Here is a 12,337-nt window from a genome sequence, read left to right as displayed (position 1 = left end):
ACGTATGCCCGTTTAAGGAGAAAAAGATGACGGCAATTGCCCCGGTTATTACCATTGATGGCCCAAGCGGTGCAGGTAAAGGCACCTTGTGCAAGGCAATGGCGGAAGCATTGCAGTGGCATCTGTTAGATTCAGGCGCGATCTATCGCGTACTGGCGCTCGCAGCGTTACATCATCATGTCGATGTTACCTCTGAAGATGCTCTGGTACCGCTTGCCTCACACCTGGATGTGCGTTTTATCTCAACGGACGGCAACCTGGAAGTCATTCTGGAAGGTGAAGATGTTAGTGGCGAAATCCGCACTCAGGAAGTGGCGAACGCCGCATCCCAGGTGGCTGCTTTTCCCCGCGTGCGCGAAGCGCTTTTACGTCGTCAACGCGCGTTTCGCGAAGCGCCTGGCCTGATTGCCGACGGACGCGATATGGGAACCGTCGTGTTCCCGGATGCGCCGGTGAAAATTTTTCTGGACGCCTCCTCGCACGAACGTGCGCATAGACGTATGCTACAGTTGCAGGAGAAGGGCTTTAGTGTTAACTTTGAACGCCTTTTGGCCGAGATCGAAGAACGCGATTACCGCGATCGTAACCGCGCTGTAGCGCCGCTGGTTCCCGCTGCTGATGCTTTAGTTTTGGATTCAACCCGATTAAGCATTGAGCAAGTGATTGAAAAAGCGTTACAATATGCGCGCCAAAAACTGGCACTCGCTTAAGTGCGACCGAATTTGCAGTACCCCCGTTGCAATGGACTGACAGCGGGTATGTTAAACAACCCCATCCGGCATGGAGCCAGGTGGACGTTAAATATGAAACCTGAAGATTAAACATGACTGAATCTTTTGCTCAACTGTTTGAAGAATCCTTAAAAGAAATCGAAACCCGTCCGGGTTCCATCGTTCGTGGTGTTGTTGTTGCTATCGACAAAGACGTAGTACTGGTTGACGCCGGTCTGAAATCTGAGTCCGCCATTCCGGCAGAGCAGTTCAAAAACGCCCAGGGCGAACTGGAAATCCAGGTTGGTGACGAAGTTGACGTTGCTCTGGATGCAGTAGAAGACGGCTTCGGTGAAACCCTGCTGTCCCGTGAGAAAGCTAAACGTCACGAAGCTTGGATCACGCTGGAAAAAGCTTACGAAGAAGCTGCAACCGTTACTGGTGTTATCAATGGCAAAGTCAAGGGTGGCTTCACTGTTGAGCTGAATGGTATTCGCGCGTTCCTGCCGGGTTCCCTGGTAGACGTTCGTCCGGTCCGCGACACGCTGCACCTGGAAGGCAAAGAGCTTGAGTTCAAAGTCATCAAGCTGGATCAGAAGCGTAACAACGTTGTTGTTTCCCGTCGTGCCGTTATCGAATCCGAAAACAGCGCAGAACGCGATCAGCTGCTGGAAAACCTGCAGGAAGGCATGGAAGTTAAAGGTATCGTTAAGAACCTCACTGACTACGGTGCATTCGTTGATCTGGGTGGCGTTGACGGCCTGCTGCACATCACCGACATGGCATGGAAACGCGTTAAGCATCCGAGCGAAATCGTAAACGTTGGCGACGAAATCACTGTTAAAGTGCTGAAGTTCGACCGCGAGCGTACTCGTGTATCTCTGGGCCTGAAACAGCTGGGCGAAGATCCATGGGTAGCTATCGCTAAGCGTTATCCGGAAGGTACCAAACTGACTGGTCGCGTGACCAACCTGACCGACTACGGCTGCTTCGTTGAAATCGAAGAAGGCGTTGAAGGCCTGGTTCACGTTTCCGAGATGGATTGGACCAACAAAAACATCCACCCGTCCAAAGTTGTTAACGTTGGCGATGTAGTGGAAGTTATGGTTCTGGATATCGACGAAGAACGTCGTCGTATCTCCCTGGGTCTGAAGCAGTGCAAAAACAACCCATGGCAGCAGTTCGCGGAAACCCACAACAAGGGCGACCGTGTTGAAGGTAAAATCAAGTCTATCACTGACTTCGGTATCTTCATCGGCCTGGACGGCGGCATCGACGGCCTGGTTCACCTGTCTGACATCTCCTGGAACGTTGCAGGCGAAGAAGCAGTACGTGAATACAAAAAAGGCGACGAAATCGCAGCAGTTGTTCTGCAGGTTGACGCAGAGCGTGAGCGTATCTCTCTGGGCGTTAAACAGCTCGCAGAAGATCCGTTCAACAACTGGGTTGCACTGAACAAGAAAGGCGCAATCGTAAACGGTAAAGTCACTGCAGTTGACGCTAAAGGCGCAACCGTAGAACTGGCTGACGGCGTTGAAGGTTACCTGCGCGCTTCTGAAGCTTCCCGTGACCGCGTTGAAGATGCAACTCTGGTTCTGAGCGTAGGCGACGACGTTGAAGCTAAATTCACCGGCGTTGATCGTAAGAACCGTGCAATCAGCCTGTCTGTTCGTGCTAAAGACGAAGCTGATGAGAAAGATGCAATCGCAACTGTTAACAAACAGGAAGATGCAAACTTCTCTAACAACGCAATGGCTGAAGCTTTCAAAGCAGCTAAAGGCGAGTAATATCGAGTTCTCTAAATCCTTTGTGCCGTTAACAGCACAAAGGGTGACGAGTAGCTTGACAGATTACAGGATTCGTCCTGTAATCAATGACAAAGGGCGGCTACGGCCGCCCTTAATCAATGCAGCAGCTAATTATGCCTTTAAGGAACCGGAGGAATCATGACCAAGTCAGAATTGATTGAAAGACTTGCAACCCAGCAACCTCATATTCCCGCGAAAGCGGTTGAAGATGCAGTAAAAGAGATGCTGGAACATATGGCCTCGACTCTTGCGCAGGGCGAGCGTATTGAAATCCGCGGTTTCGGCAGCTTCTCTTTGCATTACCGCGCACCTCGCACCGGACGTAATCCGAAGACCGGCGATAAAGTGGATCTGGAAGGGAAATACGTTCCGCACTTTAAACCAGGTAAAGAACTGCGCGATCGCGCCAATATTTACGGTTAAGTTTTTAGCGAGACTTAACGCCGAGAAAAGCACCTGTATGGGTGCTTTTTTCATTTCTGCAGGTTCATACTGGAATCCTCATCCCAGTTAATTCGCACGTTACATCCGCTGCTGAATATCAGCGGAACGCGTGCCGTATAACAGTAAATTGTCGCCAGACAACCGTTGAGTATTACTGCACACTTCCCGCAACAGGGAGGTATTGATGAAAATAACAACGGTGAGTACGTGTGCATTGTGCGGCATTCTCCCTCTGATGCTATTACCCGGGCTGCCTGAAATGCTGAGCATCGGCGTTGTATTTTGTCTGGCATGCCTGCTCTGTCTTTTTCCCCACAAACATATGCGTCTCGCCGGATTAACCGTGCTGTTTTTTCTTTGGGGAATAATGGCGGCGAAAGATGCGCTTTGGGCGGGTAATACGCTTCCTGCTAAAAACCAGCAGGCAATCGTACGCATAACCGGAACCGACAATATGACCACGCACTACGGTCAGATCACGCACCTGCAGGGGCGGCGAATCTTTCCAGCGCAAGGAATTGTTCTGTATGGGCAGTACCTGCCCGGCGACGTTTGCGCGGGCCAGACATGGGCGATGACGCTTAAAGTTCGCGCCGTACACGGCCAATTGAACGAGGGGGGATTTGACAGTCAACGTTATGCGTTAGCACAGCATCAGCCGCTGACGGGACGGTTCTTGCAGGCTTCGGTCATCGCGCCACAATGTAGCTTACGTTCGAAGTATCTCTCTTCGTTGAAAATCCAGCTCGCCAACTATCCCTGGCAGCAGGTCATACTGGGGCTGGGAATGGGGGAGCGCCTGTCCGTGTCACAAGAGGTAAAAGCCATTATGCGTGATACCGGCACGGCGCATTTGATGGCTATCTCCGGGCTGCATATTGCGTTTGCCGCACTTCTGGCGGGAGGACTGATTCGCGGTGGACAATTTTTTATGCCAACCAAATGGATTTGCTGGCAGGTTCCGTTGGTTGGCGGGATTATCTGTGCGACATTCTATGCCTGGTTAACGGGGCTTCAGCTTCCTGCATTGCGCACGATAGTCGCGCTGATGGTCTGGGGGGCGCTGAAGCTAAGCGGCAGGCAGTGGAGCGGATGGTCGGTCTGGGTCTGTTGTCTCGCAGCCATCGTGGTGGCGGATCCTCTCGCTATTCTGTCACAGAGTCTGTGGTTATCTGCTTTTGCCGTCGCGGCGCTGATATTCTGGTATCAGTGGGTACCTTTACCTGCCTGGTCTCTCTCTCGCATTGGACGCATACTGCTGGCCCTAGCGCATCTGCAACTGGGGATCACGATTCTGCTTCTGCCTGTGCAAATTTCTATGTTTCACGGCATCAGCCTGACTTCATTGGTGGCTAATTTATTTGCCGTACCGCTGGTCACGTTTGTTTCCGTACCGCTGATATTAGCCGGCATGCTGGTGCATTTAACCAGTCTGGGAGGGCTGGAATCGGGACTGTGGTATTTAGCCGATCGCTCTCTGGCGCTGTTATTTTGGGGACTTAATGCTCTGCCTCAAGGCTGGATCAATATAGATGCCCGCTGGCAATGGCTTGCATTGGCACCTGGGCTGATGCTCATCGCATGGCGACTGGATGCCTGGCGTACTCTACCGATGCTTTGTTTCACAGTGCTATTTTTGCTGAGTGAGCCGCTCTGGCGGGCGCCACGCACGGATGCATGGCAAGTGCATATGCTGGACGTCGGGCAGGGACTGGCGATGGTGATCGCCCGCAATGGGAAAGCGATTCTATATGATACGGGGCTGGCATGGCCTGAGGGAGATAGCGCGCAGCAATTGATCATTCCCTGGTTACGCTGGCACAACCTCAAGCCAGAAGGGATAATTTTAAGCCATGAGCATATGGATCACCGGGGTGGGTTGCGCTCGCTGCAACAAGCATGGCCATTCTTATGGATAAGAAGCCCACTAGGCTGGAAAGGTCATCTCCCGTGTTTTCGCGGGGAACGCTGGCAATGGCAAGGATTAACGTTCAGTGCACACTGGCCCCTGCGCGGAAATAAAGCGCGGGGGAATAACCAATCCTGCGTGGTTAAAGTCGATGACGGATACCAGAGTATTCTTCTGACCGGTGATATTGAGTCTCCCGCTGAACAAAAAATGCTAAGTCACTACTGGTCTCATCTGCAGTCCACTGTCATGCAGGTTCCACACCATGGCAGCAATACTTCGTCATCACTGGCGCTGATTCAGCGTGTTGGCGGACAGGCGGCGTTGGCCTCGGCATCCCGTTACAATGCCTGGCGACTGCCTTCCTGGAAGGTGAAGCGCCGCTATCGGCAACAAGATTATCAATGGTTGGATACGCCACATCAGGGGCAGATTACGCTGGATTTTTACCCTCAAACCTGGCAAATGCGCAGCATGCGGGATCAGATTTTACCCCGTTGGTATCATCAGTGGTTTGGCGTGTCGGAGGATAACGGGTAGAATATGCGGCTATTCTAACAAATGCTGGTTTTTTGAATGCATAACGATAAAGATCTCTCTACGTGGCAGACGTTTCGCCGACTATGGCCAACCATAGCGCCTTTTAAATCGGGTCTGATCGTGGCGGGTATAGCGTTAGTCCTTAACGCGGCCAGCGATACCTTCATGTTATCGCTCCTCAAGCCATTACTGGATGATGGTTTTGGTAAAACTGATCGCTCGGTGCTGCTGTGGATGCCGCTGGTGGTCATTGGACTGATGATAGTTCGTGGCTTAACCAGCTATGTCTCCAGCTATTGTATCTCATGGGTGTCGGGTAAAGTGGTTATGACCATGCGCCGTCGCCTGTTTGGTCACATGATGGGCATGCCAGTCTCCTTTTTTGATAAGCAGTCTACAGGTACGTTGCTGTCACGTATTACCTATGATTCAGAGCAGGTAGCGTCATCGTCTTCCGGCGCGCTGATCACCGTGGTACGTGAAGGGGCCTCAATTATTGGCCTGTTCATCATGATGTTCTATTACAGCTGGCAGCTGTCATTGATTCTGATAGTACTGGCGCCAATTGTATCAGTGGCGATTCGTGTGGTTTCTAAGCGCTTTCGTAGCATCAGTAAAAACATGCAAAACACCATGGGGCAGGTTACGACCAGTGCGGAGCAGATGCTGAAAGGCCACAAAGAAGTTCTGATTTTTGGTGGGCAGGAAGTCGAAACTAAACGCTTTGATAAAGTCAGCAACAAGATGCGTTTACAGGGTATGAAGATGGTTTCCGCCTCTTCTATCTCCGATCCTATCATCCAGTTGATTGCGTCTCTGGCTCTGGCCTTCGTGTTATATGCAGCCAGTTTCCCAAGCGTCATGGAAAACCTGACGGCAGGGACCATTACCGTTGTCTTCTCGTCAATGATCGCGCTGATGCGTCCGTTGAAATCGCTAACTAACGTCAACGCGCAGTTCCAGCGTGGTATGGCGGCATGCCAGACCTTATTCACGATTCTGGATAGCGAACAGGAGAAAGACGAAGGTAAACGCGTTATCGAACGCGCTACCGGCGATCTGGAATTCCGCAATGTGACCTTTACTTATCCAGGACGTGAAGTCCCTGCGCTGCGTAACATCAACCTGAATATTCCGGCGGGTAAAACCGTCGCTCTGGTTGGTCGTTCGGGTTCAGGTAAATCTACCATCGCCAGTCTGATCACGCGCTTCTACGATATCGATGAAGGGCAGATTCTGATGGACGGACACGATCTGCGCGAATATACCCTGGCATCCCTGCGCGATCAGGTTGCTTTGGTTTCGCAGAATGTGCACCTGTTTAACGATACGGTTGCCAATAACATCGCCTACGCGCGTACCGATTTGTACAGCCGTGAGCAGATTGAAAAAGCGGCGCAGATGGCCTATGCCATGGATTTCATCAATAAGATGGATAATGGTCTGGATACGGTGATTGGCGAAAACGGCGTACTACTTTCCGGTGGACAGCGTCAACGTATCGCTATCGCCCGTGCCTTACTGCGTGACAGTCCGATCCTAATCCTTGATGAAGCTACGTCGGCTCTCGATACTGAATCCGAACGCGCGATTCAGGCGGCACTGGATGAGCTGCAGAAAAACCGTACTTCTCTGGTCATCGCACACCGTCTTTCTACCATTGAACAGGCGGACGAAATCATCGTAGTGGAAGACGGGGTGATTGTTGAGCGCGGAACCCATAACGAGCTGATTGAGCAACGCGGCGTGTATGCGCAATTACACAAAATGCAATTTGGTCAATGATCGCACGTATCTGGTCTGGTGAATCGCCGCTGTGGCGCTTATTACTTCCACTCTCCTGGCTGTATGGTCTGGTGAGTGGGGGGATCCGCTTATGCTACAAACTTGGACTCAAGCGCGCATGGCGTGCGCCGGTACCAGTAGTCGTAGTGGGAAACCTTACCGCAGGCGGGAACGGTAAAACGCCGGTGGTGATTTGGCTGGTTGAACGACTACAGCAACGTGGTATCCGCGTGGGCGTGGTTTCTCGTGGTTATGGTGGAAAAGCCGCGGCTTACCCGCTGTTGCTGACAATAGATACTACGACTGCAGAAGCGGGCGATGAACCAGTGCTCATCTACCAGCGTACAGGCGTGCCTGTAGCGGTCTCTCCGAACAGAGCGGATGCGGTAAAAGCCATTTTGGCGCATCATGATGTGCAGATTATTGTGACGGACGATGGTCTACAGCATTATCGTCTGGCGCGAGATGTTGAAATCGTGGTGATTGACGGCGAACGTCGGTTTGGCAATGGCTGGTGGCTGCCCGCCGGTCCAATGCGGGAACGCGCAGGTCGGCTTAAATCGGTGGATGCGACAATCGTTAACGGTGGCAGTCCGCAGCCGGGGGAGATCCCCATGCGACTTGAACCAGGGCTGGCCGTTAATTTACGCACGGGTGAACGTCGTGATGTGGCAAAGCTAAGCAATATAGTTGCCATGGCGGGTATTGGCCATCCGCCCCGTTTTTTTGCCACGCTTGAAGCATGCGGAGCCAAACCACAAAAATGTATTGCGCTGGCAGATCATCAATCTCTGACCTACAGTGACGTCAGTGCGTTTTCAGACGCAGGGCAAACGCTGGTGATGACGGAAAAAGATGCGGTTAAATGCCGCGCATTTGCTGATGATAACTGGTGGTATTTACCCGTGGACGCACATTTGTCAGGCGAACGGCTTGATATGTTGCTGGATAGCTTAATCTCGCTGACTCGCTAACGGATTCAAGCTGCGGCAGCGAATCATTTATGAGGTCATAAATGTCGTTGCCGCACCTTTCTCTGACGGATGCTCGTCATCTTCATCTTGCCGCCCAAGGACTGCTGAAAAAAACACGCCGCCGGGCATCTCCTGCCGATATTCTTGCCACCATTTCGCGCATGTCTTTATTGCAAATCGATACCATTAATATTGTGGCGCGCAGCCCTTACCTGGTGCTGTTCAGTCGTTTAGGTGATTATTCCCCGCAATGGCTGGATGACTCGTTACGGCAGGGTGAACTGATGGAGTACTGGGCGCACGAGGCCTGCTTTATGCCGCGCAGTGACTTTATGCTGATACGCCACCGCATGCTGGCGCCGGAGAAAATGGGCTGGAAATATAAAGCGGCGTGGATGACAGAACATGCCCATGAGATTGAGCAATTGCTCCAGCATATCCACCATAACGGGCCGGTACGCTCAGTCGATTTTGAACATCCCCGTAAGGGAGCCAACGGCTGGTGGGAATGGAAGCCGCATAAGCGACACCTTGAAGGACTGTTTACTGCCGGGAAAGTGATGGTGGTGGAGCGGCGTAATTTCCAGCGAGTCTATGATTTAACCCATCGCGTCATGCCGCACTGGGATGATGAACGTGACAGGCTTTCACAAGAGGAAGCCGAAATTATCATGCTGGATAACAGCGCCCGCAGTCTGGGGATTTTTCGCGAACAGTGGCTGGCAGACTACTATCGCCTGAAGCGCCCGGAGTTAAAAAACTGGTGTGATGTGCGCAAGGAGCAGCAACAAATTATCCCGGTCGACGTTGAAGGGCTGGGAACCCTGTGGTTGCATAGCGATCTTCAACCGCAGCTTGAGCAGGCACTGGCGGGGAAATTAACGGCAACGCATAGCACGGTTTTATCACCGTTTGATCCGGTGGTCTGGGATCGCAAACGGGCAGAGCAGCTATTCGATTTTAGCTATCGGCTGGAATGTTATACGCCAGCAGCGAAACGTCAGTACGGTTATTTTGTCCTGCCGTTGCTGCATCGTGGACAGTTAGTGGGGCGGATGGATGCCAAAATGCACCGTAAAACAGGTGTGCTGGAGGTGATTTCACTATGGTTACAGGATGGGGTCAAACCTGGCGTTACTTTGCAAAAAGGGTTGTTCCAGGCGATTGATGATTTTGCCCGCTGGCAGCAGGCAACGCGCGTGACGCTGGGACGCTACCCTGAAGGTTTATTTGCTGGCGCACGTCATGGTTGGGAAATAGCCCCAGCCCGTTAAGCGATTATGTTAATATTTACGGATTCACAATCCGGTCCATCTGGAGGAACTATGGATCATCGTCTGCTTGAAATCATTGCCTGCCCGGTATGCAATGGCAAACTCTGGTTTAACCAGGAAAAACAGGAACTGATTTGTAAACTGGATAACCTTGCTTTCCCACTGCGTGATGGCATTCCCGTTTTACTGGAAACTGAAGCCCGCGTTCTGACTGCGGATGAGAGTAAATCATGAGTTTTGTGGTCATTATTCCTGCGCGTTATGCGTCTACACGTTTGCCGGGCAAGCCGCTGCTGGATATCAACGGCAAGCCGATGATCGTGCATGTGCTGGAGCGTGCGCGTGAATCTGGCGCTGAGCGCATTATCGTTGCCACCGATCATGAAGATGTCGCTCGTGCGGTAGAAGCGGTAGGAGGGGAAGTTTGCATGACCCGGGCCGATCATCAGTCTGGTACCGAGCGTCTGGCGGAAGTCGTCGAGAAATGTGGCTTTAGCGATGATACCGTTATTGTGAACGTTCAGGGTGATGAGCCGATGATCCCAGCGGTCATTATTCGTCAGGTGGCCGAAAATCTGGCGCAACGCCAGGTTGGCATGGCGACCCTTGCGGCTCCCATTCATAGTGCGGAAGAAGCATTTAATCCGAATGCGGTTAAAGTCGTTCTGGACAACGAAGGCTATGCGCTCTATTTTTCACGCGCAACCATCCCCTGGGATCGTGACCGTTTTGCCAAAAGCCTGGAAACGGTAGGCGATACCTTCCTGCGTCATCTGGGGATTTACGGTTATCGCGCAGGTTTTATTCGCCGCTATGTTAACTGGCAGCCCAGCCCACTTGAGCATATTGAAATGCTGGAGCAACTGCGTGTGCTGTGGTACGGCGAAAAAATTCACGTGGCCGTCGCTAAAGAAGTACCGGGTACTGGCGTAGACACTGCCGAGGATCTTGAGCGCGTTCGCGCCGAAATGCGTTAGTTTTTCTCATGGCACTCCCCCCATAATGCCGCGTATTTTTGGGAGGAGTGTCGTATCGTTACGTTTTCCCTGTGCTTTTCTTTTCATCAATTGATCTCATCCGGGTGACATCTGTCTGCGCGACGCTCATTATGAAAGCAGTAGCTTTTATGAGGGCAATCTGAAATGGAACAGTTGCGTGCCGAACTCAGCCATCTGCTGGGTGAAAAACTCAGTCGTATTGAATGCGTGAATGAGAAAGTGGATACCGCTCTGTGGTCACTGTACGACAGTCAGGGTAATCCGATGCCGCTGATGGCGAGAAGTTTCACCACGCCGGGGATGGCGCAGCAGCTGGCATGGAAAACCTCCATGCTGGCGCGCAGTGGCACGGTACGTATGCCGGTCATTTATGGCGTCTTAACGCATGAGGAGCATCCCGGTCCTGATGTGCTCTTGCTTGAGCGTCTACGCGGCGTGCCGGTGGAAGCGCCTGCCCGAACGCCCGAGCGCTGGGAACATTTAAAAGATCAAATCGTAGAAGGTTTGCTGTCATGGCATCGGCAGGATAGCCGCGGCTGCGTGGGAGCGGTGGATAACACGCAAGAGAATATCTGGCCGTCCTGGTATCGCCAGCGTGTCGAGGTCTTGTGGAGCACGTTGAATCAGTTCAACAATACTGGGCTGACGATGCAGGACAAGCGGATTCTGTTCCGTACCCGTGAATGTTTACCCGACTTATTTGCCGGATTTAATGATAACTGCGTGCTGATCCACGGCAATTTCAGTTTACGCAGCATGCTCAAAGATGCTCGTAGCGATCAGCTCCTGGCGATGGTGGGGCCGGGCTTGATGTTATGGGCGCCAAGAGAATATGAATTGTTCCGCTTAATGGACAATGCGCTGGCGGAAAGCCTGCTTTGGCAATATCTGCAACGCGCGCCAGTGGCGGAGTCATTCATCTGGCGGCGCTGGTTGTATGTGTTATGGGATGAGGTGGCGCAACTGGTCAATACCGGACGCTTTAATCGTTCCAACTTTGATCTGGCGACAAAATCACTGCTGCCGTGGCTCGCCTGATTATCCGGCCTGAAATTCTGCGCTGAATCTGTAGGCCTGATAAGAGGCAACATTTCTGTCAATGTTCCGTTCCTTTCAGCCACTGCCAGATGCGTCCCAGCGTTTCGTATCCGACACGATCGCTGTGCATTAACCAGACGGGCGAGGGAATTGCCCGCTCCCATGGATTAAGCGGGGAATCAATCGCTAACTGATTGGCAGGTGCTGGCAGCGGGTGTAGCCCGGCCTGCTGGAAGAAAATCATGGCACGCGGTAAGTGCGACGCGGAGGTCACCAGCAGAAACGGCGCGTTGCCGATGGCCTGCTTTACTGCCACTGCTTCTTCTTCAGTATCTTTGGGTTGATCCAGCGTGATGATGTCACCCGGCGGCACCCCCAGCGACTGTGCTACGCGGGCGCCGGCTTCCGCGGTACTAACGTTATTCGTTTTTGCGGCGGCACCGGTAAAGATAAGCTTCGACCCTGGATTCGCGCGCCATAGGCGAATACCTTCATTCAAGCGTGGAAGGCTATTGCTAATCAGGTTTGAGCTCGGCGCCCACTGTGGGTTCCAGGTATATCCTCCGCCCAGCACCACAACATATTCTACTTTTTGCGTATCCTGCCAGGTGGGATAGCTATCCTCAATAGGTTTCAGCAAGCTGTCGGCGACGGGTTGCAAGCTCAGGAGTAATAGCGCCAGCCAACTCAGGCTGATACACACTTTCCCTGTTTTTTGAAAGCGGCTAAACCAGACCAGCGCCAGGCCAATACCCATCATCGTTAGCATCAGCGGAAGCGGCAGCATCATACCGCCAATCACTTTCTTCAGCGTAAAAAGCATCCTTTTTGGTTCCTTTTTTAACCATACAGCAGGG

The 12,337-nt window shown here is 52.3% G+C and carries 11 protein-coding genes; 10 read left to right on the top strand and 1 reads right to left on the bottom strand.

From position 1 onward, the window contains the following. Positions 1-26: 26 nt before the first annotated feature. The 10 genes from cmk (at position 27) to FDX11_RS06085 (ending at position 11,480) form a co-directional block, all read left to right on the top strand. Complete coding sequence (cmk, locus tag FDX11_RS06130) at positions 27-710, top strand: (d)CMP kinase (RefSeq protein ID WP_032939922.1); 684 nt, start codon at positions 27-29, stop codon at positions 708-710. Positions 711-823: 113 nt separating this feature from the next. Beyond that, positions 824-2,497, top strand: coding sequence for a 30S ribosomal protein S1 (rpsA, locus tag FDX11_RS06125; protein WP_003035776.1), 1,674 nt, complete (start codon positions 824-826; stop codon positions 2,495-2,497). Positions 2,498-2,656: 159 nt separating this feature from the next. Further along, positions 2,657-2,941, top strand: coding sequence for an integration host factor subunit beta (gene ihfB / locus FDX11_RS06120; RefSeq protein ID WP_003035780.1), 285 nt, complete (start codon positions 2,657-2,659; stop codon positions 2,939-2,941). Positions 2,942-3,146: 205 nt separating this feature from the next. Continuing rightward, a complete protein-coding gene (locus FDX11_RS06115) occupies positions 3,147-5,411 on the top strand; it encodes a ComEC family protein (protein ID WP_137397633.1) in 2,265 nt (754 codons plus the stop codon). 36 nt (positions 5,412-5,447) lie between these two features. Beyond that, the gene (gene msbA / locus FDX11_RS06110; RefSeq protein ID WP_042309449.1) at positions 5,448-7,196 is read left to right on the top strand and encodes a lipid A ABC transporter ATP-binding protein/permease MsbA; all 1,749 of its coding nucleotides are present in this window, start codon (positions 5,448-5,450) and stop codon (positions 7,194-7,196) included. Continuing rightward, a complete protein-coding gene (lpxK, locus tag FDX11_RS06105; RefSeq protein ID WP_061381862.1) occupies positions 7,193-8,170 on the top strand; it encodes a tetraacyldisaccharide 4'-kinase in 978 nt (325 codons plus the stop codon). Before msbA ends, lpxK begins: the two co-directional genes overlap by 4 nt. 41 nt (positions 8,171-8,211) lie before the next feature. Next, positions 8,212-9,444: a winged helix-turn-helix domain-containing protein gene (locus FDX11_RS06100; protein ID WP_137397632.1), complete on the top strand. Its 1,233-nt coding sequence runs from the start codon at positions 8,212-8,214 to the stop codon at positions 9,442-9,444. A 51-nt stretch (positions 9,445-9,495) separates the two neighbouring features. After that, entirely contained in the window at positions 9,496-9,678 is a 183-nt protein-coding gene (gene ycaR / locus FDX11_RS06095; protein WP_003035793.1) for a protein YcaR, read from the top strand. Continuing rightward, entirely contained in the window at positions 9,675-10,421 is a 747-nt protein-coding gene (kdsB, locus tag FDX11_RS06090; RefSeq protein ID WP_042309444.1) for a 3-deoxy-manno-octulosonate cytidylyltransferase, read from the top strand. Before ycaR ends, kdsB begins: the two co-directional genes overlap by 4 nt. A gap of 165 nt (positions 10,422-10,586) precedes the next feature. After that, a complete protein-coding gene (locus tag FDX11_RS06085) occupies positions 10,587-11,480 on the top strand; it encodes a YcbJ family phosphotransferase (protein ID WP_038639330.1) in 894 nt (297 codons plus the stop codon). A gap of 58 nt (positions 11,481-11,538) precedes the next feature. On the opposite strand, the gene elyC is transcribed toward FDX11_RS06085, so the two are convergent. Next, positions 11,539-12,303: an envelope biogenesis factor ElyC gene (gene elyC, locus FDX11_RS06080; protein ID WP_137359937.1), complete on the bottom strand. Its 765-nt coding sequence runs from the start codon at positions 12,301-12,303 to the stop codon at positions 11,539-11,541. Positions 12,304-12,337: the final 34 nt, after the last annotated feature.

The sequence above is a fragment of the Citrobacter sp. wls714 genome (genome assembly GCF_005281025.1).
GTDB lineage: Bacteria > Pseudomonadota > Gammaproteobacteria > Enterobacterales > Enterobacteriaceae > Citrobacter > Citrobacter werkmanii.
Note: the sequence above shows the minus strand (reverse complement) of the source record. Positions and strands in the feature narration are given on the sequence as shown.

Bases quoted from the DNA above. Each gene is read 5' to 3' on its own strand.
- kdsB (WP_042309444.1), top strand. From the start codon at position 9,675: ATGAGTTTTGTGGTCATTATTCCTGCGCGTTATGCGTCTACACGTTTG.
- ycaR (WP_003035793.1), top strand. From the start codon at position 9,496: ATGGATCATCGTCTGCTTGAAATCATTGCCTGCCCGGTATGCAATGGC.
- msbA (WP_042309449.1), top strand. From the start codon at position 5,448: ATGCATAACGATAAAGATCTCTCTACGTGGCAGACGTTTCGCCGACTA.
- elyC (WP_137359937.1), bottom strand. From the start codon at position 12,303: ATGCTTTTTACGCTGAAGAAAGTGATTGGCGGTATGATGCTGCCGCTT.
- FDX11_RS06085 (WP_038639330.1), top strand. From the start codon at position 10,587: ATGGAACAGTTGCGTGCCGAACTCAGCCATCTGCTGGGTGAAAAACTC.
- ihfB (WP_003035780.1), top strand. From the start codon at position 2,657: ATGACCAAGTCAGAATTGATTGAAAGACTTGCAACCCAGCAACCTCAT.
- lpxK (WP_061381862.1), top strand. From the start codon at position 7,193: ATGATCGCACGTATCTGGTCTGGTGAATCGCCGCTGTGGCGCTTATTA.
- FDX11_RS06100 (WP_137397632.1), top strand. From the start codon at position 8,212: ATGTCGTTGCCGCACCTTTCTCTGACGGATGCTCGTCATCTTCATCTT.
- cmk (WP_032939922.1), top strand. From the start codon at position 27: ATGACGGCAATTGCCCCGGTTATTACCATTGATGGCCCAAGCGGTGCA.
- FDX11_RS06115 (WP_137397633.1), top strand. From the start codon at position 3,147: ATGAAAATAACAACGGTGAGTACGTGTGCATTGTGCGGCATTCTCCCT.
- rpsA (WP_003035776.1), top strand. From the start codon at position 824: ATGACTGAATCTTTTGCTCAACTGTTTGAAGAATCCTTAAAAGAAATC.